The 17,503-nt window shown below is 72.4% G+C and carries 16 protein-coding genes; 9 read left to right on the top strand and 7 right to left on the bottom strand.

Annotated elements, in window-relative coordinates:
* Nucleotides 1–305 precede the first annotated feature (305 nt).
* Together gcl and FKN01_RS08925 are read right to left on the bottom strand one after the other, a co-directional pair.
* Nucleotides 306–2,090 carry a glyoxylate carboligase gene (gene gcl, locus FKN01_RS08930; RefSeq protein WP_185992796.1) on the bottom strand — a complete coding sequence of 595 codons (1,785 nt, stop codon included), beginning with the start codon at nt 2,088–2,090 and terminating at the stop codon, nt 306–308.
* Nucleotides 2,091–2,280: 190 nt separating this feature from the next.
* A complete protein-coding gene (locus FKN01_RS08925; RefSeq protein WP_143618253.1) occupies nt 2,281–3,153 on the bottom strand; it encodes a helix-turn-helix transcriptional regulator in 873 nt (290 codons plus the stop codon).
* 232 nt (nt 3,154–3,385) lie between these two features.
* Here FKN01_RS08925 and FKN01_RS08920 point away from each other — a divergent pair, with 232 nt between their 5' ends.
* From FKN01_RS08920 to FKN01_RS08905, 4 genes are all read left to right on the top strand, one after another.
* Nucleotides 3,386–4,402 carry a zinc-dependent alcohol dehydrogenase family protein gene (locus tag FKN01_RS08920; protein WP_143618250.1) on the top strand — a complete coding sequence of 339 codons (1,017 nt, stop codon included), beginning with the start codon at nt 3,386–3,388 and terminating at the stop codon, nt 4,400–4,402.
* A gap of 27 nt (nt 4,403–4,429) precedes the next feature.
* Nucleotides 4,430–4,837, top strand: coding sequence for a cupin domain-containing protein (locus tag FKN01_RS08915; protein ID WP_143618248.1), 408 nt, complete (start codon nt 4,430–4,432; stop codon nt 4,835–4,837).
* A gap of 214 nt (nt 4,838–5,051) precedes the next feature.
* Nucleotides 5,052–5,750, top strand: a complete 699-nt coding sequence (locus FKN01_RS08910; protein WP_143618246.1) for a hypothetical protein — start codon at nt 5,052–5,054, stop codon at nt 5,748–5,750.
* A 153-nt stretch (nt 5,751–5,903) separates the two neighbouring features.
* Nucleotides 5,904–6,131, top strand: coding sequence for a hypothetical protein (locus FKN01_RS08905; protein WP_143618244.1), 228 nt, complete (start codon nt 5,904–5,906; stop codon nt 6,129–6,131).
* A gap of 6 nt (nt 6,132–6,137) precedes the next feature.
* Here the strand turns inward: FKN01_RS08905 and FKN01_RS08900 are convergent, their stop codons facing one another.
* Complete coding sequence (locus FKN01_RS08900) at nt 6,138–7,745, bottom strand: AMP-binding protein (RefSeq protein WP_143618241.1); 1,608 nt, start codon at nt 7,743–7,745, stop codon at nt 6,138–6,140.
* Entirely contained in the window at nt 7,742–9,418 is a 1,677-nt protein-coding gene (locus tag FKN01_RS08895) for an AMP-binding protein (protein ID WP_143618239.1), read from the bottom strand. Before FKN01_RS08895 ends, FKN01_RS08900 begins: the two co-directional genes overlap by 4 nt.
* 134 nt (nt 9,419–9,552) lie before the next feature.
* Here FKN01_RS08895 and FKN01_RS08890 point away from each other — a divergent pair, with 134 nt between their 5' ends.
* The gene (locus FKN01_RS08890) at nt 9,553–10,407 is read left to right on the top strand and encodes a LuxR C-terminal-related transcriptional regulator (protein WP_185992795.1); all 855 of its coding nucleotides are present in this window, start codon (nt 9,553–9,555) and stop codon (nt 10,405–10,407) included.
* A 185-nt stretch (nt 10,408–10,592) separates the two neighbouring features.
* Here the strand turns inward: FKN01_RS08890 and FKN01_RS08885 are convergent, their stop codons facing one another.
* Nucleotides 10,593–11,732 carry a winged helix DNA-binding domain-containing protein gene (locus FKN01_RS08885; protein WP_143618237.1) on the bottom strand — a complete coding sequence of 380 codons (1,140 nt, stop codon included), beginning with the start codon at nt 11,730–11,732 and terminating at the stop codon, nt 10,593–10,595.
* Nucleotides 11,733–11,851: 119 nt separating this feature from the next.
* Here FKN01_RS08885 and FKN01_RS08880 point away from each other — a divergent pair, with 119 nt between their 5' ends.
* On the top strand, nt 11,852–12,730 hold the full coding sequence (locus FKN01_RS08880) for a DMT family transporter (protein ID WP_143618235.1): 879 nt from the start codon (nt 11,852–11,854) through the stop codon (nt 12,728–12,730).
* 37 nt (nt 12,731–12,767) lie between these two features.
* Here the strand turns inward: FKN01_RS08880 and FKN01_RS08875 are convergent, their stop codons facing one another.
* Together FKN01_RS08875 and FKN01_RS08870 are read right to left on the bottom strand one after the other, a co-directional pair.
* Nucleotides 12,768–13,352, bottom strand: coding sequence for a TerD family protein (locus FKN01_RS08875; protein ID WP_143618233.1), 585 nt, complete (start codon nt 13,350–13,352; stop codon nt 12,768–12,770).
* Between the two features lie 213 nt (nt 13,353–13,565).
* Entirely contained in the window at nt 13,566–13,796 is a 231-nt protein-coding gene (locus FKN01_RS08870) for a DUF6296 family protein (protein ID WP_143618231.1), read from the bottom strand.
* Nucleotides 13,797–13,944: 148 nt separating this feature from the next.
* Between FKN01_RS08870 and FKN01_RS08865 the strand changes: the two genes are divergently transcribed.
* The 3 genes from FKN01_RS08865 (at nt 13,945) to FKN01_RS08855 (ending at nt 17,486) form a co-directional block, all read left to right on the top strand.
* Nucleotides 13,945–14,397: a DUF5709 domain-containing protein gene (locus tag FKN01_RS08865; protein ID WP_143618229.1), complete on the top strand. Its 453-nt coding sequence runs from the start codon at nt 13,945–13,947 to the stop codon at nt 14,395–14,397.
* Nucleotides 14,398–14,518: 121 nt separating this feature from the next.
* Complete coding sequence (locus FKN01_RS08860) at nt 14,519–14,881, top strand: nuclear transport factor 2 family protein (RefSeq protein WP_143618227.1); 363 nt, start codon at nt 14,519–14,521, stop codon at nt 14,879–14,881.
* 172 nt (nt 14,882–15,053) lie between these two features.
* Complete coding sequence (locus FKN01_RS08855; protein WP_143618225.1) at nt 15,054–17,486, top strand: endonuclease/exonuclease/phosphatase family protein; 2,433 nt, start codon at nt 15,054–15,056, stop codon at nt 17,484–17,486.
* Nucleotides 17,487–17,503 lie beyond the last annotated feature (17 nt).

The raw sequence follows: 17,503 nt of genomic DNA, 5'->3' as shown, positions 1-17,503 counted from the left end.
GGAAGCCGTCCCGATGGTGGAACTCGGCGCCCCACGCACCCAGCCGCACAAAGGCAACGTCCTCCGGGCAGGAGTGGCGGCGGCCTCCCACGGTCGCGACACCGTTGTGGTCGAACCGTACACGCACCTTGCTCACCTGTGGGGCTTCCCCTGGCTCTGAGCCGTACCCCCGAGAGGTAGCACCGCCCATCCTCGGAAACGGCCCTTCCATCGAGTCTGCACGCATCCTGACGGGGCGGCAGCCCGAGGAGCACCCGCGGGTGTCCGCCGGTGCTCCTCGGGGGCCGGGCCGCGGGCCCTAGGGGTCAGGCTCCGACGAAGGGCCGGATCGCCGTCGGGGCGTGCGTCGGGTCCGTCGCCACGTCTTCGAACTCGTTGACCGAGGCGATGTCCGTGCCGCTCATCGCGATGTTCGTGACGCGTTCCAGGATCGCCTCGACCACCACCGGGACGCGGTGTTCCGCGGCCAGCTTCTTCGCTTCCTCGAAGGCCGGGAGGAGGGCGTCCGGTTCCGTCACGCGGATGGCCTTGCAGCCCAGGCCCTCGACCACCTTGACGTGGTCCACGCCGTAGACGCCCAGTTCCGGGGAGTTGAGGTTCTCGAACTCCAGGTTGACCTGGAAGTCGATGTCGAAGTTGCGCTGGGCCTGGCGGATCAGGCCGAGGTACGAGTTGTTGACGAGGACGTGCACGTACGGGATGCGGTGCTGGGCGCCCACCGCCAGCTCCTCCAGCATGAACTGGAAGTCGTAGTCGCCCGAGAGCGCGACCACCGAGCCGTCCGGGTCGGCCGTGGCGACGCCCAGCGCGGCCGGGATCGTCCAGCCCAGGGGGCCCGCCTGGCCGCAGTTGATCCAGTGGCGCGGGCGGTAGACGTGGAGCATCTGGGCGCCCGCGATCTGGGAGAGGCCGATCGTCGTGACGTACCGGGTCTCCGGGCCGAAGGCGCGGTTCATCTCCTCGTACACCCGCTGCGGCTTCAGCGGGACGTTGTCGAAGTGCGTACGGCGCTGCAGGGTCGCCCGGCGCTCCTGGGTGGACGCCGCCCAGGCCGAGCGGTCCGCGAGCGTGCCCGCCGCCTTCCGTTCGCGGGCCACCTCCACGAGCAGTTCCAGCGCCGCCTTCGCGTCGGAGACGATGCCGAGGTCCGGGGCGAAGATCTTGCCGATCTGCGTGGGCGCGATGTCGACGTGGACGAAGGTGCGGCCCTCCGTGTAGACGTCCAGCTTGCCCGTGTGGCGGTTGGCCCAGCGGTTGCCGATGCCGAGGACGAAGTCGGACTCCAGGAAGTTCGCGTTGCCGTAGCGGTGCGAGGTCTGGAGGCCGACCATGCCGGCGTTCAGCTCGTGGTCGTCGGGGATGATGCCCCAGCCCATCAGGGTCGGGACGACCGGGACGCCGGTCAACTCGGCGAATTCGACCAGGAGTTCCGCAGCATCGGCGTTGATGATGCCGCCGCCCGCGACGAGCAGCGGGCGCTCCGAGGCGTTGAGCATGTCGAGAGCGCGCTCGATCTGCTTGCGGGACGCGGCCGGCTTGTGCACCGGCAGCGGCTCGTACAGGTCGGGGTCGAACTCGATCTCGGTGAGCTGCACGTCGATCGGCAGGTCGATGAGGACGGGGCCGGGGCGGCCCGTGCGCATCAGGTGGAACGCCTGCTGGAAGACGCCCGGGACCTGCGCGGCCTCCAGGACGGTCGTCGCGGCCTTGGTCACCGGGGCGGCGATCGAGGCGATGTCGACGGCCTGGAAGTCCTCCTTGTGCAGGACGGCGGTCGGCGCCTGGCCGGTGATGCACAGGATCGGGATCGAGTCCGCGATCGCGGAGTACAGGCCGGTGATCATGTCGGTGCCGGCGGGCCCCGACGTACCGATGCAGACGCCGATGTTGCCCGGACGCGCCCGGGTGTAGCCCTCCGCCATGTGAGAGGCGCCCTCGACGTGGCGGGCGAGCGTGTGCTGGACGCCACCGGCCGCCTTGAGGGCCGCGTAGAAGGGGTTGATCGCGGCGCCGGGCACACCGAACGCGTTGCTGACGCCTTCGCGCTTGAGGATCTCGACTGCCGCGCGGGCAGCGGTCATACGAGGCATTGAGTGCTCCTGCTCGTCCCTGTGTGGAGTCGGGGGTGGAGTCGGGCTCTGTCGCGCCACCTGAGAGCACCAAATCACCAATTCCGCATAGCGGAAACTGTCTTCTGTTATGTGGAAGCAAATCTAAGCCGCCTCCTGACCGACGTCAAGGGAGGCGGGAAGGGTGGGGGGAAGGGTGGGGGGAAGGGGCTCAGCCGCCGGGCCGCGCCGCGGACGTGGCGGCCCAGGAGGCGAGCAGGCGCAGGCCCTCTGCGGAGGGCGAGGCGGGTTCGGCGGTGTAGATCGTGAGGGTGAGGCCGGGTTCGGCGGCCATTTCCAGGCCCTCGTAGGCGAGGACGAGTTCGCCGACCGCCGCGTGCCGGTAGCGCTTGAAGCCGGTGCCGTGGCGGCGGACGTCGTGGGCGCCCCAGCGGACGCGGAAGGCGTCGCTGCGGGTGGAGAGCTCGCCGACGAGGTCGTGGAGGTCCTTGTCGTGGGGGTTCCGGCCGGCTTCGGTGCGCAGGATGGCGACGGTGATGTCGGCGGCCTGGTCCCAGTCCGGGTAGAAGCGCCGGGCGTCCGGACTGAGGAAGGTGAAGCGGGCCAGGTTCTCCTGGTTGTGGGGATCGGCGTAGACGTCGGAGTAGAAGGCGCGGGCGAGCCGGTTGACGGCCAGGAGGTCCATGCGGCCGTTACGGACGAACGCCGCGCCCTCGGTCACCGCGTCCAGGGTCCACTGCAGGCTCGGGTGCGGCTGCCACCGCCGGGCGGTGCGGCGGCGGGGCCGGGTGAGGGCGTCGGAGCCGTCGGCGGCCTGGGCCAGGTGGAGCAGGTGGGCGCGTTCCGCGTCGTCGAGCTGGAGGGCCCGGGCGACGGCCTCCAACACGGCCGGTGACACGCCGGCGAGGCTGCCGCGCTCCAGTTTGGCGTAGTACTCCACGCTCACATCGGCCAGGGCCGCGACCTCGCTGCGGCGCAGGCCCGGCACGCGTCGGCGGCTGCCCGTCGGCAGGCCCGCCCGCTCGGGGGTGATCTTCGCGCGCCGCGAGGTGAGGAACTCGCGGACCTCTGCCTGGTTGTCCACGCCTTCGACCGTACGTCCCGGACACCGCCATGGGGATGTACTGCCAGTACACCCCTTGATGGTGTCTCGCTCCGGGCGCCGTGAGCGGGTTACCTGGATGACGTGGTCGTTCTCCGCCCGTCGCCGCCATGACGGGCGCGCAACCGGCCCCGCACCCGGCGCCGGCCCCCCGGACATCCGGTGGCCGCCGCCTCGGCACGTACACGTACACGCATACGTAAAGGAAACCCTCATGCGCGGCGCAGTGATGCACGCCCCTGGTGACGTCCGCTTCGAGAACCTGGACGATCCCAAGATCATCGAGCCCACCGACGCGGTCATCCGGACGGCCGTGACCTGTGTGTGCGGCTCCGACCTGTGGCCGTACCGCGGCGCCGAACCGGTCGGCGACCCGCACCCGATGGGCCACGAGTACGTCGGGTTCGTGGAGGAGGTCGGCTCCGGGGTCACCTCGGTGAAGCCGGGCCAGTTCGTCGTCGGCTCGTTCGCCACCTCGGACAACACCTGCGCGAACTGCCGCAACGGCTTCACGTCGAACTGCCTGCACCGCGAGTTCATGTCGACCTGCCAGGCGGAGTACGTACGCATCCCGAACGCCCAGGGCACTCTGGTCGCCACCGACGCGGTGCCGGACGAGGAGTTCTGGCCCGGTCTGCTCGCCGTCTCCGACGTGATGGGCACCGGCTGGTGGGCCGCTGACGCCGCCGAGGTGCGGCCCGGCTCGACCGCCGTGGTCGTCGGCGACGGCGCGGTCGGCCTGTGCGGTGTGATCGCGGCGAAGGAGATGGGCGCGGAGCGGATCATCGCCATGTCGCGACACGAGTCCCGGCAGAAGCTGGCCCGCGTGTTCGGCGCCACCGACATCGTCAGCGAACGCGGCCAGGAGGGCATCGACCGCGTCAAGGAGATGACGGACGGGATCGGCGCGGACTGCGTCCTGGAATGCGTCGGCACCGCCCAGGCCATGCGGCAGGCCCTCCACACCGCCCGCCCCGGCGGGAACGTCGGTTTCGTCGGGGTCCCGCACGAGGTCGCGATCGACGGACAGGAGCTGTTCTTCTCCCACGTCGGCCTGCGCGGCGGCCCCGCCCCCGTACGCCGCTACCTGCCCGACCTGATCGACCGCGTCCTCACCCGCCGGATCGACCCGGGCAAGGTCTTCGACCTCACCCTCCCCCTCGCCCAGGTGGCCGAGGGCTACCGGGCCATGGACGAGCGCCGCGCCGTCAAGACGCTCCTCACGCCCTGACCCCTCCCCCCGACAAGGAGCGACCCCATGCGGATCACCCGCAGCTCGATCGACACCGTGAAGGGCCCGGCCGACTGGTTCACCGGTGACGTCTACATCGACGCCGTCGCCGCCGCGCCCGCCCCCTCCCGGGTCACCGCCGGCCTGGTGCACTTCATGCCCGGCTCCCGCACCCACTGGCACCGCCACCCGCTGGGCCAGACCGTCTTCGTCACCGAGGGGGTCGGCCTGTGCCAGCGCCGGGGCGGGCCGGTCGAGGTCATCCGGCCCGGGGACCGCGTCCTGTTCGAGGCCGACGAGGAGCACTGGCACGGCGCGGCCCCGAACCGGCTGATGGTTCACCTGGCCATCAACGAGGGCGACGACACCCACGACGCCGTGCACTGGCTGACCCCCGTCACCGACGCCGAGTACGGCGCCGCCCCGGCCGTCTGATCCCCGGGGCCGCCGCCTCGGCCGTCTGCACCCCGGGGCACGCCCCTGCGACTGTGCCCGCACGGCGGTCGCGGGGACGGGCCCGCCCCTTCGCCGCAGCGATGGCCGTCGGCGTCTTGCCCCGCGCACCCCCGAGTGACGCGATTCCCCACCCGGCGGCGCGCTCTTGGGGGAGCATGGAGGGATTACGGAAGTGGTACGGAGGGAGCACGCGGTGGAGTCAGTGCCGGTACGGTGCCCGGCCTGCCGCCGCGACCACGCGTACGTGACCCCCGTCTACCCGTGCCCGTGCGGAGCGCCGACCGCCCCGCCGCTGCTGCTCGGCGCACCGGTGGTCCCGATCACCCACCGCACCTGGAACGACGACTGGGTGACCGTGCGGTGCCGGGGCTGCGGGCGGCACGACCAGTGGCCGCAGCCCGAGCTGTGCTGCCCGTGCGGGGCGGTGCTGCGGGTGCCGGTGCGGCCGGTGGCGTCCGCCGGGGCGGTCCGGCCCGCGCACATACCGCTGCCGCGCACGGCGGCGGCGCCGCGTCCGGCGTTCCGCCCGCTGACCATCCGTACCGGGCGCGACGCGGTCGCGGCGGCGGCGCTCTATCTGGCCTGGCTGGGCTTCCGGGACGTGACGCACCCGGTGCACCGGCCGGCCTCGCGGATCGACCTGCGGGCGGCCGGGCTGATCGCCGAGGTCGACTCCACGACCCGGCCGACCGGGCTCCGGGACGTCGAGTGCCTGTGGCTCAACGCGCTCAACGGCTCCGTGCGCGGGGTGCTGTTCTCGCTCGCGGGCTACACGCCGGAGGCCCGTGAGCGCGCGGACTCCCTGGGCGTGCCGCTGTTCGTCCTGGACCTCACCGGCACGCCGCAACCGGTCAACGGCGCGGCGGACGAGCTCGTCAGCACCGGCGCCTGACCCCGCGCACCGACCGGAACAGGACACGCGGGCCGGGCGACGTGTCGTGCCTCACAGAAACCGCCCGGCCACCCTGCGTGTGATCCGTCACGTTCTGGCCAACGGCCCCCGATCTGCGGTGCGTTGTCAGTGGCGGGCCCTACAGTGGAGCGCATGGTCTCGATTCCACGGACTTCACCACCTTCGAACACGCCCGCGCACGCCCCCGCGCTCTCGGGCCGCGCCGCCCTGCAGGCCAATGAGGCGATACGGGCGTTCGTGGACGCCCGCGCGGGGCACGACTGGTCCCCCGTGGAGTCCGCCGCCTACGAGGTGCTGCTCATCGAGTGGGCGGCCGCGACGCGCGGGACGGCGGCGGGGGACGTCATCGAGGCCGCCTGACGCGCGCTATCTCCGGTAGCCCTCGCGCAGTTCGACCTTGCGGACCTTGCCGCTGACCGTCATCGGGAAGGCCTCCAGGATCTGGAGCAGGCGCGGGATCTTGTAGTGGGCCAACTGCCCTTCGCAGAAAGCCCGTACGTCGTCCAGGGCCGGCGGGTCGGCCGGGTCGGCGGGGATGACGCAGGCCAGCACCTCTTCCCCGTACCGCTCGTCGGGGACCCCGACCACCTGCACATCGGCGATCTTCGGGTGGCGGTACAGGAACTCCTCGATCTCGCGCGGATAGATGTTCTCGCCGCCCCGGATGATCACGTCCTTGATGCGGCCGACGATCTGCACGTAGCCGTCCTCGCGCATCACCGCGAGGTCCCCGGTGTGCATCCAGCGCCCCGCGTCGATGGCCTCGGCGGTCCGCTCGGGCTGGTCCCAGTAGCCCAGCATCACGCTGTAGCCCCGGGTGCACAGCTCGCCGGACTGCCCGCGCTCCAGGGTCACACCCGTCGCCGGGTCGATGACCTTGACCTCGATGTGCGGCATGACGCGGCCGACCGTGCCGGTGCGGCGCTCCAGGTCGTCGTCGCGGCGGGTCTGCGTGGAGACCGGGGAGGTCTCCGTCATGCCGTAGCAGATGGACACCTCGTCCATGTGCATCTCGGCCACCACCCGCTTCATCACCTCGACCGGGCACGGCGACCCGGCCATGATCCCGGTGCGCAGCGAGGACAGGTCGTACGAGGCGAAGTCCGGCAGGTTCAGCTCGGCGATGAACATCGTGGGCACCCCGTAGAGCGAGGTGCAGCGCTCCTGCTGCACGGCGCTCAGCACGGCGGCCGGTTCGAAAGAGGGGCAGGGGATCACGATGCACGCGCCGTGCGAGGTGATGCCGAGGTTGCCCATCACCATGCCGAAGCAGTGGTAGAACGGGACGGGCAGGCAGACCCGGTCCTGCTCGGTGTAGGCGACCAACTCCCCGACGAAATAGCCGTTGTTGAGGATGTTGTGGTGAGAGAGCGTCGCCCCCTTGGGGAAGCCCGTGGTGCCCGAGGTGTACTGGATGTTGATGGGGTCGTCGCAGGACAGCTCCGCCTCACGGGCCGCCAGCTGATCAGCCGTCACCTGGCCTGCGGCCGACAGCAGTTCGTTCCAGGAATCGTCACCGATGTAGTGCACCGCCCGCAGGTCCGGGCAGTCGGCGCGGACCTGCTCGACCAGGGCCCGGTAGTCGCTGGTGCGGTGCGTCAGCGTGGCGGCGAGGAGTGATATCCCGGCCTGCTTCAGCACGTACTCCAACTCGTGCGCCCGGTAGGCGGGGTTGATGTTGACCATGACGGCGCCGATGCGGGCGGTGGCGTACTGCACGAGGACCCACTCGGGGCAGTTGACCGCCCAGATGCCGACCCGGTCGCCCTTGGCCACGCCGGACGCCATCAGCGCCCGCGCCAGCTCGTCCACGGCCGCGCCGAACTCGGCGTACGTCCAGCGCCGCCCGGACGGGACGTCGACCAGCGCCTCGCGGCCGGGCCAGGCGGCGACGGCCCGGTCCAGGTTGCGTCCGATGGTGTCGCCGAGCAGGGCGGTGGTGCCCGTGCCGTGCGCGTACGAGAGCTCGGTCATGCCAGGTCCCCTTCGGCGTACTCGGTGCCGCCGCCCTGGGCGGTGCGCTCGCGCAGTTCGATCCGGCGGATCTTGCCGGAGACGGTCTTGGGCAGCTCCGCGAACTCCAGTCGCCGCACCCGCTTGTACGGTGCGAGCACGGACCTGGAGTGCGCGAAGAGCACCTTGGCGGTGTCGGGCCCGGGCTCCCAGCCCTCGGCGAGCACCACGTACGCCTTCGGGACGGAGAGGCGGACCTCGTCGGGGGCCGGGACGACGGCGGCCTCGACCACCGCCTCGTGCTCCAGCAGGGCGCTCTCCAGCTCGAACGGGGAGATCTTGTAGTCCGAGGACTTGAAGACGTCGTCGGCCCGCCCCACGTACGTGATGTAGCCGTCCTCGTCGCGGGAGCCGATGTCACCGGTGCGGTAGTAGCCGCCGGCCATGGCCTCGGCGGTGCGCTCCGGGTCGCCGTGGTAGCCGGTCATCAGGCCCACCGGGTGCTCCGACAGGTCGAGCGAGATCTCCCCCTCGACCGCGCCGGGCTCCCCGCTCACCGGGTCGAGCAGGACCACCCGGAAGCCGGGGCTCGGCCGCCCCATCGAGCCGGGCTTGAGGGCCTGGCCCGGGGTGTTGGCGACCTGGACGGCGGTCTCCGTCTGGCCGAAGCCGTCCCGGATGGTGACGCCCCAGGCACGCCGGACCGCCTCGATGACCTCGGGGTTCAGCGGTTCGCCGGCGGCGACCACCTCGCGCGGCGGGGTCTTCAGCTGGGTCAGGTCCGCCTGGATGAGCATGCGCCACACGGTGGGCGGGGCGCAGAAGCTGGTGATGCCGGAGCGGTCCATCTCGGCCATCAGGCGGCCGGCGTCGAAGCGGGTGTAGTTGAAGATGAAGACCGTCGCCTCGGCGCTCCACGGCGCGAAGAGGTTGGACCAGGCGTGTTTGGCCCAGCCGGGCGAGGAGATGTTGAGGTGGACGTCGCCGGGCTTGAGCCCGATCCAGTACATCGTCGCCAAGTGGCCCACCGGGTACGAGACATGGGTGTGCTCGACCAGCTTGGGGCTGGCGGTCGTGCCGGAGGTGAAGTAGAGCATCAGCGGTTCGTCCGCGTCGGTCTCGCGGTCCGGCGTGAAGACGCGCGGGGCCCCGGCGGCGTCCGCGTAGTCGAGCCAGCCCTCGGCCGGGGCGCCCACGCAGATACGGGTGTAGCGGCCGGGCACCTCGTCGAACTTCGCGGTGTCGGTGTCGCGGACCAGGACGTGCCGGACCCGGCCGCGCTCGACCCGGTCGCGCAGGTCGGCGGGGCCGAGCAGCGGGGTCGCCGGGATGACCACGGCGCGCAGCTTCATCGCGGCGAGCGCGGTCTCCCACAGCTCGGCCTGGTTGCCGAGCATGACCAGGACGCGGTCGCCCTCCCGCACCCCCTGGGCGCGCAGCCAGTTCGCGGCCCGGTCGGAGCGGGCGGACATCTCGGCGAACGACACCTCGGTGCGGGTGCCGTCCTCCTCCACGATGTGCAGGGCCGTGCGGTCGTTGTCCCGGGCGATGACGTCGAACCAGTCGAGCGCCCAGTTGAAGTGGTCGCTGCGGGGCCAGCGGAAGCCCTCGTAGGCGGCGGTGTAGTCCTCGCGGTGCCGGAGCAGGAAGTCCCGGGCCGCCCGGAACGTCTCCGTCGCACTCGTTTCCGGCATGTGCCCTCCTCTTTACCGACCCGGCCGGTTCTTCGGCTCCTCACATGATGTAAACAGTGACCCAGGTCTCACCACCCCCGGACGGGGGTGTCGGAGGCCGCCATTCCATCGGGGCCGGACAGAGAGGCGGCAGGGTGCCGGAATCCGTCGAGGCGGTCGAGATGCAAGCGGCGCTGCTGCGGCTGCGCCGGACGAGCGGGCTGCCGGTGGCCTTCGGCGGGCTGCTCTCGGACAGCCGGCACACCAGGATCGCCGAGGTGAACGGGGCGCGGACGGCGGCGCTGCGAGGTCTGGTGATCTCGTCGGGCAGCGGCCTGGGCGGCAAGTCCATGGCCCTGTCGAGGCCGTGCGCGGTGACCGACTACCACTCATCGCGCCGCATCAGCCACGAGTACGACACGGCCGTCGCGGCCGAGGGGCTGCGCTCGGTGGTCGCCGTCCCCGTCGTGGTGCGGCGCGAGGTGCGAGGGGTGCTGTACGGGGCGCTGCGCGAGCCGCTCACGCTGGGGGACCGCACGTTCGACGCGGCGGTGGCCGCCGCACGTGACGTGGAGCAGGCGCTGGTGGTCCGGGACGAGGTGCGGCGGCTGCTGGCGGCGAGCCGCCCGGAGCCGGACGCTCCCGGGGCGGCGGAGGCGGCTGGGGCGGCGGCCTGGGAGGACGTCCGGGAGGCGCACCGCGAGCTGCGCGCCCTGATGCCGAAGGTGCTCGACCCGGCGCTGCGGGACGAGCTGCTCGCGGTGTGCGGGCGGCTGGCCTCGGCCACGGGCGCCCGGGAGCCCGGGGCGCCGGAGGTCCGGCTCGCTCCGCGCGAGATCGATGTGCTGGCGTGCGTGGCGGCGGGCGCCACGAACGCGGTGGCGGCGGACCGGCTGGGGCTGCGCCCGGAGACGGTGAAGGGCTATCTGCGGTCCGCGATGCGGCGGCTGGGGGCGCACACCCGGCTGGAGGCGGTGGTGGAGGCCCGACGGGCGGGGCTGCTGCCGTAACGGCCACCTACACCGTCCCCGGCACCCCGACGGGCGGGGCCGCCGCCGCAACAGCCACCGACACCAGACCCGGCGCCCCAACGGGCCGGGCTACTGCCGCAACAGCCACCGACACCAGACCCGGCGCCCCCGGGCGCAGGCCCCGTGCGCCCTGGCGCGCCGCCGCGTGCCCCCGGCGGCACTGGTCAGCGGGCCAGGTCCACGAACCGGCCGAAGCGGACGTCGTGCTCCGCTGCCGGGGTCATCGCCGTGATCAGGTCCGCCGCCTCCGCCGTCACGGCGTCGCGCTCGGCGGGGGTCAGCGGGCGCACCTCCTGCACGGTGACGACGGCCGGGGCGTCGCGCGGGGCGTCCAGCCGCCAGACCGCCGCGAAGAACCCGTCCACCAGCACACTGCCCCAGGTCTGGTTGCCCACCCCGTTGAGGCCCTTGAGGGGCGCGGGGATGACGCGGGTGCGGTCGGCGTGGCCGAGCAGGACGTTGTCGAACTCGGGCAGGAATCGGGGCGGGGCGGGGGTGTCCTCGGCGGGGCGCGGGGCGTCGGGCAGGTCGAAGAGTTCGACGCCGTGCTCGTCGCGGAAGGTGGTGAGCCGGGGCCGCAGCCGCTCGAAGACCTCCTTCAGACGGGTCAGCCCGGCCCAGCTCTGCATGTCCTTGACCGATGCGGGCCCGAAGGCGCCGAAGTAGCGCAGCACGGCGCGCTCGATGTCGGGCGCCCCCTCCCCCGCGTGACCGAGCCAGCGCTCGACGGTGGTGAGCGTGACGCCTCCGCTGATGCCCCAGAGGCCGCGCGGGGTCGCCTGGACCAGGGGCAGCAGGCAGCGGGCGGCGACGCCGAGGGCCTGCGGGTCCGCGTCGGGCCACTCGGTGAGCAGCCGGGTGCGGATCTCCTTCGGGGTGCGCGGCGCCTCCTCCACGTACGCCCGGCTCAGCTCCCGCACCCGGTCCAGGTCCACGCCGGGGAGCCGCTTGCGGAACATGTTGAGCTCGCGGTCGATGGCGGGCTGCACCAGGGGGCGCAGGGTCAGGGCGTCGTCGGCGGTGTGGGTGTGGATGGTGGAGCGCAGGGTGACGATGCGGACGACCTCGCGGGACTCCATCAGCACCGACAGGTCGGCGGGCCGGAAGCCCTGGAGCCGGGCCAGCAGCTGGTAGTACGGCGGCCTGGTGTTCTGCGCCTGGAGGCCGACGAGGTGGGCGACGGCGTCCTTCGCGCTCATCCCGGCCCGGCGCAGCAGGAGCTGGCGCTCCAGGGTCGCCCGGCCGAGGGCCCTGGGGGTGAGCACGGGGGCGGCACCGGCGGCGGTCTTCTTCTTCACGGCCATGACGGCACGCTACGCGGCCGGCGGGCCGGGTTCCGTCCTCTTGCGATGATCTCCCCGGCCGCCATGCCGTGGTCCGGCCAAGCCGGGGTCACGGCCGGGTCTGCCCGCATCATGGTCCCGTGATCGCCGTCCTGTTCGCCGTCCTGACCGCTCTCAGCAATGGTTCCGCCTCCGTGCTCCAGCGCCGGGCCGCCCTCGAAGTGCCGCAGACCGAGGCCATGCGGGTGTCGCTCATCGGGCATCTGCTGCGCCAGAAGGTGTGGCTCGCGGGGATCGCCCTGGTGATCGTCGCCGCCGTCTGCCAGGCCGTGGCGCTGGCCACCGGACCGATCTCCGTGGTGCAGCCGATCTTCGTGATCGAGCTCCCGGCGACCCTGCTCCTGGCCGGCCTGATGATGCGGGCACGTGTGCCCCGGGCGGTGTGGCTGGGGGTCGCCGCCGTGACGGCCGGGCTGGCCCTCGGGATGGCGACGGCCGCGCCGGGCGGCGGCAGCGACGCCGTGCACGGGGCCGCGTGGGTGCCGGCGCTGATCCTGACGGGCGTGTTCGAGGCGCTGCTGATCGCGGGCGCGCTGACCGCCCGGGGCAATGTCCGGGCCGCTTTGCTGGCCACGGCCGCCGCCTGCGGTTACGCGCTGACCGCCGCGCTGATGAAGGACGCGATGGCGCGGCTGGACGAGGGCGGGGCGGGGGCGCTGTTCGGCTCCTGGCAGCTGTACGCGACGGCGGCGGCGGGGGTCGGCGCGCTGTTCCTCCTCCAGAACGCCCTTCAGGCGGGCACGCTCGTCGCCGTACAGCCGTGTCTGACCCTGGGGGACGCCCTGATCAGCGTCCTGTACGGGGTGACGCTGTTCGGCGAGGAGGTACGCACCGGCTGGTGGGTGCTGCCCGAGCTGCTGGCCCTGGGGCTGATCGCGGCGGGGTGCGTGGAGCTGGCGCGGTCGCCGCTGGCCGCCGGGAACCCGACGGCCCCGGCCCGCGCGCGCCGGGTCGACTGACCTGGCGGTTACGGACCGGGGCCGGGCCCGGCACGTATTACTTGCTGATCGCGAAACGCATCAGGGCGTGCTCGTCGCCCTGCTTGATCTTGCCGGTCTCGTTGATCACCTGGAGCTTCCAGCCGGCACCGACGCGCATGGCCTTCGCCACGGCGCAGCCGTTGTCGCTGGTGAGCAGGGACGGCCAGATGTCGGCGACCTGCTGGCTGCTGCCGCCGGTGGCGTCGTAGACCTTGATGCTGACGTTGCGGGCGCTCTGGAAGGAGCTGCCCTTCTTGTACGCGGCGGCGACGAAGACGATCGCCGTGACGTTCGAGGGGACCTTGGCGAAGTCGACGGTCACCGTCTCGTCGTCGCCGTCGCCCTTGCCGGTCTGGTTGTCACCGCTGTGGACCAGCGAGCCGTTGCCCAGCGGGTCCAGGGAGTCCAGTCCGGCCAGCCGCACCGGGTCCGCGCCCTGCATCGCGATGGCGATCAGGTCGAGGTCGGTGCCCTTCTTCTGCTTCAGCTTCCCCAACAGCCCGCCACTGCTGCCGACGGTGGGGTCCCAGGAGACGCCGATGGAGAGGTGGGTCACCCCGTCCAGGTCCGCCGGGCCGTCTTCCTTCTTCAACGTGATCATGCGTGATCCTCTTCGTGGCGAGATTCCTACAGGGTGAGTCTGCCTGGTGCACTCCCGCTACCCCTCACCAGGGGCAAAATTTCGACCAAGTGTGGGAGGCGTGCGGCCGGATTGTCCTGCCTCGGCATGATGTACGGGCACGTTTCCCCGTGATACGGGCACGCGAACGACGCCCGGTCCGGGGTGCGGGCCGGGCGTCGGTTGTCAGCCGTCTCAGGCGGCTTCCTCGCGCACCACCACCGGCGTCCCCAAGTGCTGGTGGCCGCCGCTGGCGAGCATGCGCACCTCCGCGTGATCACTGATCTCGGCGCGGACGATTCCCGTGTCGTCCTCGTAGACGGGGTGTCCGCCCGCACCGCTCTGTGCCGTCCGGTGGACGGTCACGGCGTCGTCCTCCACTGCCGCGGACTGGAAGACGAGCTCGTAGCTCTCCGGGTACTTCATGACGGCTCTCCAGACGACTCTCCGGGCCGGCCCCTTGCACTGTCCATGGTCGCGCAGACCCGTGCCGGACGCAGGGGCGCGCGCCCTGCGGGCCGTGGCGGGGGCTGCCTATGCTGAAGGGGAGCCCCGCCGCGGGAAGGGAAGCGCCATGGACGAGGCCGGTCTGGGCGACGACGTCTATCAGCCCCAGCAGGAGTCGGAGGCATCCGATCCGGTCGAGCAGCTCGACACGGAGGAGACCTTGGACGATCCGGACGTGGAAGACGTGCTGGACCGCGGCTACTCGCCTCCCGAGCGCCCCTACGCCGTGGAGGACCTGGGCACCACCGCCGCCGAGCAGCACCGGGGCGAGTCCCTGGAGAGCCGGCTGGCGCGCGAGCGGCCCGAGGACGACGGCCCGCCCGGGGACGGGGTGGGCGACGTCGTGGACGGGGACGGCGAGCCGTGGGACGGCGAGGTGGGCACGGTACGCGCCGGGCGGCTCACCCGGGACCTGGACATCGACGAGCCGGACAGCACGGCGGGCGAGGACGTCGGGATCGACGGCGCCGCCGCCTCCGCCGAGGAGGCCGCGGTGCACGTCATCGCGGACGAGGTGTAGACCGGGCCCCTCCCCCTTACCCCGGAGGTAATCGACGCCCCGCGCGCCGTCGGACACCGTGGTCCCCACGAGCACGGCGCTCCCGGCCCACCGGCCGGAAGCCCTACCGGAGGGACCCGCCATGACCACGTACGACGACGCCGTGCGGCGCTACTTCGCCGCCTGGAACGCCGGGGCCGATGAGCTGGGGAAGGCCGTCGCCGCGGCGTTCACCGACGAGGCCACGTACACCGATCCGCTGGCCGACGTACGCGGCCACGAGCAGCTGACGAGCGCCATCGCCGGGGCGCGGCAGCAGTTCCCGGGGTTCACCTTCCGCCCGGCCGGTGCGGTCGACGGGCACCACGCGCTCGTCCGCTTCGGGTGGGAGCTGGTCGCACCCGACGGCTCGGCGCCGGTCGCGGGCTTCGACGTGGCCACGCTCGCCGAGGACGGCCGGATCGCCTCGGTCAGCGGCTTCCTGGACCGGGTGCCGGCCGTGTGAGGCGGCGGTACGGGGTATGGTCGCCGGCGCGCGGCCCGGACGACGCGCGCCGCCGGCCCGTCACCGGCCCCGCACCACCGAACGTTTCGCGGAATTCATCTCTGATGTCTTGTCATGGGCTGTTCTACGCGCATAGCTTGTGCTCCCTCACCACACTCTGAGGGGCCTTTCCGTGCGCATATCCACCACCCGTTCCGCCCTGCTGGCCGGCGCGGTAGCCGTGACGCTCTCGGCGACCGCGCTGCCCGCCGCCTTCGCCGCCCCGTCCGCGACCGCGGTGATCTCCGAGGTGTACGGCGGCGGCGGCAATTCCGGTGCGACGCTGACCCGTGACTTCATCGAGCTGGCCAACGCCGGCTCGGCCGCGTACGCCCTCGACGGGCTCAGCGTCCAGTACCTGCCGGGCGCCCCCTCGGCGGGCTCGCTGTGGCAGGTGTCCGCGCTGACCGGCTCCGTCGCGCCCGGTGCCCGCTATCTCGTCGCGGAGGCGGCGGGCGCCGGCGGCACGGTCGCCCTGCCGGCCCCGGACGCGACCGGCAACGTGGCCATGTCCGCCACGAGCGGCACCGTCGCCCTGGTCTCCGGGACGGCCCCGCTGACCTGCAAGACGGCCGCCGACTGCGCCGCCGACACCCGGATCGTGGACCTGGTCGGCTACGGCACCGCGGTCGTCCGGGAAGGCAGCGGACCGGCGAAGGGCACCTCGGCCACCGCCTCCGTGGCGCGCGCGGCCTCGCTCGCGGACACCGACGACAACGCGGCCGACCTCACCGCGGCGTCCCCCTCCCCGGTCAACGCGGCCGGCGAGTCCGCGGGCGGCGGCGAGGACCCGGGCGGCCCGGGCAATCCCACCGAGCCCGGCACCGTACGGGTCCACGACATCCAGGGCACCACCCGTGTCTCCCCGCTGGACGGCAGGGCGGTCACCGGGGTCCCCGGCGTCGTCACGGCGGTGCGCGCCACCGGTTCGCGCGGCTTCTGGATCCAGGACACCGCCCCGGACGCCGACCCGCGCACCGGCGAGGGCGTCTTCGTGTACACCGGCTCCACCGCCCCGGCCGTGAAGGTGGGCGACTCGGTGCTGGTCAGCGGCACCGTGGACGAGTACTACCCGTCGTCCACCACCCAGTCGGTCACCGAGATCACCGCCCCGAAGGTCACGGTCGTCTCGTCCGGCAACGCACTGCCCGCGCCGGTGGTGCTGGACGCGCAGGCCGTCCCCGGGCAGTACGTGCCCTCGGCCGAGGGCGGCTCGATCGACGCGCTGCCGCTGGAGCCCTCGACGTACGCGCTGGACCTGTACGAGTCCCTGGAGGGCACCCGGGTCCAGATCGCCGACACCCGGGTGACCGGCGCGACGACCGCGTACCACGAGGTCTGGGTGACGGTCGAGCCGCGGCAGAACCCGACCCGGCGCGGCGGCACGCTCTACGCCTCGTACACCGACCAGAACTCCGGCCGGATCAAGGTCATGTCGCTGGACCCGGCCGCGCCGGTGCCGGCCGCGAACGTGGGTGACGTGCTGTCCGGCACCACCTCGGGCGTCCTGGACTACGACTCGTACGGCGGCTACAACCTCCAGGCCACCGCGCTCGGCGAGGTCACCGACCACCATCTGCGGCGCGAGGTCACGCGCGAGCAGAAGGGCAAGGAGCTCGCGGTCGCCACGTACAACGTGGAGAACCTCGACGCGCTCGACGACCAGGCGAAGTTCGACACGCTGGCCGAGGGCGTCGCGGTCAACCTCTCCTCGCCCGACATCGTGTCCCTGGAGGAGATCCAGGACGACAACGGCGCGGTCGACGACGGCACGGTCGGCTCCGAGGCGACGCTGCAGCGGTTCACGGACGCGATCGTCGCGGCGGGCGGGCCCCGCTACTCCTGGCGCTGTGTCGCCCCGCAGGACAAGAAGGACGGCGGCGAGCCCGGCGGCAACATCCGCAACGTGTTCCTCTTCAACCCCGAGCGGGTGGACTTCGTGGACCGTGCGGGCGGCAACGCGACGACCCCGGTCGCGGCCGTGAAGACGAAGAAGGGCGTGGCTCTGTCGGTGTCGCCGGGCCGGATCGCCCCGTCCAGTGCGGCCTGGGACGACAGCCGCAAGCCGCTCGTCGGCGAGTTCCGCTTCCACGGGAGGTCCGTCTTCGTCGTCGGCAACCACTTCGCGTCCAAGGGCGGCGACCAGCCCCTGCACGGCCGCTACCAGGAGCCGGTGCGCGGCTCGGAGACCAAGCGCGTGCAGCAGGCGAAGGAGGTCAACACCTTCGTCAAGTCGCTGCTCGCGGCGGACGGGTCGGCGCGGGTCGTGGTCCTCGGCGACCTCAACGACTTCGCGTTCTCGCCGACCGTGGCCGCGCTGACCGACGGCAAGGTGCTCAAGCCGCTGATCACCACGCTGCCGCAGAACGAGCAGTACAGCTATGTGTACGAGGGCAACTCGCAGACCCTCGACCACATCCTGACCAGTCCGGGAGTGCGCCGCTTCGACTACGACGTGGTGCACATCAACGCGGAGTTCGCCGACCAGGCGAGCGACCACGACCCGCAGATCGTGCGCATCGACGTGAACGCGCCGGAACACGGGAAGGGGAACGGGCACCGCTGACCCGTCCGCCGCGGGCG

Origin of the sequence: Streptomyces sp. 130 (assembly GCF_007096885.1) — a bacterium.
Taxonomy (GTDB): domain Bacteria; phylum Actinomycetota; class Actinomycetes; order Streptomycetales; family Streptomycetaceae; genus Streptomyces.
This window is presented reverse-complemented; position numbering and strand designations above follow the sequence as displayed.

Coding starts and splice junctions, on each gene's coding strand:
- FKN01_RS08885 (WP_143618237.1), bottom strand. CDS start 11,732: ATGGCCGTGAAGAAGAAGACCGCCGCCGGTGCCGCCCCCGTGCTCACC.
- FKN01_RS08875 (WP_143618233.1), bottom strand. CDS start 13,352: ATGATCACGTTGAAGAAGGAAGACGGCCCGGCGGACCTGGACGGGGTG.
- FKN01_RS08915 (WP_143618248.1), top strand. CDS start 4,430: ATGCGGATCACCCGCAGCTCGATCGACACCGTGAAGGGCCCGGCCGAC.
- FKN01_RS08865 (WP_143618229.1), top strand. CDS start 13,945: ATGGACGAGGCCGGTCTGGGCGACGACGTCTATCAGCCCCAGCAGGAG.
- FKN01_RS08900 (WP_143618241.1), bottom strand. CDS start 7,745: ATGACCGAGCTCTCGTACGCGCACGGCACGGGCACCACCGCCCTGCTC.
- FKN01_RS08870 (WP_143618231.1), bottom strand. CDS start 13,796: ATGAAGTACCCGGAGAGCTACGAGCTCGTCTTCCAGTCCGCGGCAGTG.
- FKN01_RS08895 (WP_143618239.1), bottom strand. CDS start 9,418: ATGCCGGAAACGAGTGCGACGGAGACGTTCCGGGCGGCCCGGGACTTC.
- gcl (WP_185992796.1), bottom strand. CDS start 2,090: ATGCCTCGTATGACCGCTGCCCGCGCGGCAGTCGAGATCCTCAAGCGC.
- FKN01_RS08860 (WP_143618227.1), top strand. CDS start 14,519: ATGACCACGTACGACGACGCCGTGCGGCGCTACTTCGCCGCCTGGAAC.
- FKN01_RS08905 (WP_143618244.1), top strand. CDS start 5,904: ATGGTCTCGATTCCACGGACTTCACCACCTTCGAACACGCCCGCGCAC.
- FKN01_RS08920 (WP_143618250.1), top strand. CDS start 3,386: ATGCGCGGCGCAGTGATGCACGCCCCTGGTGACGTCCGCTTCGAGAAC.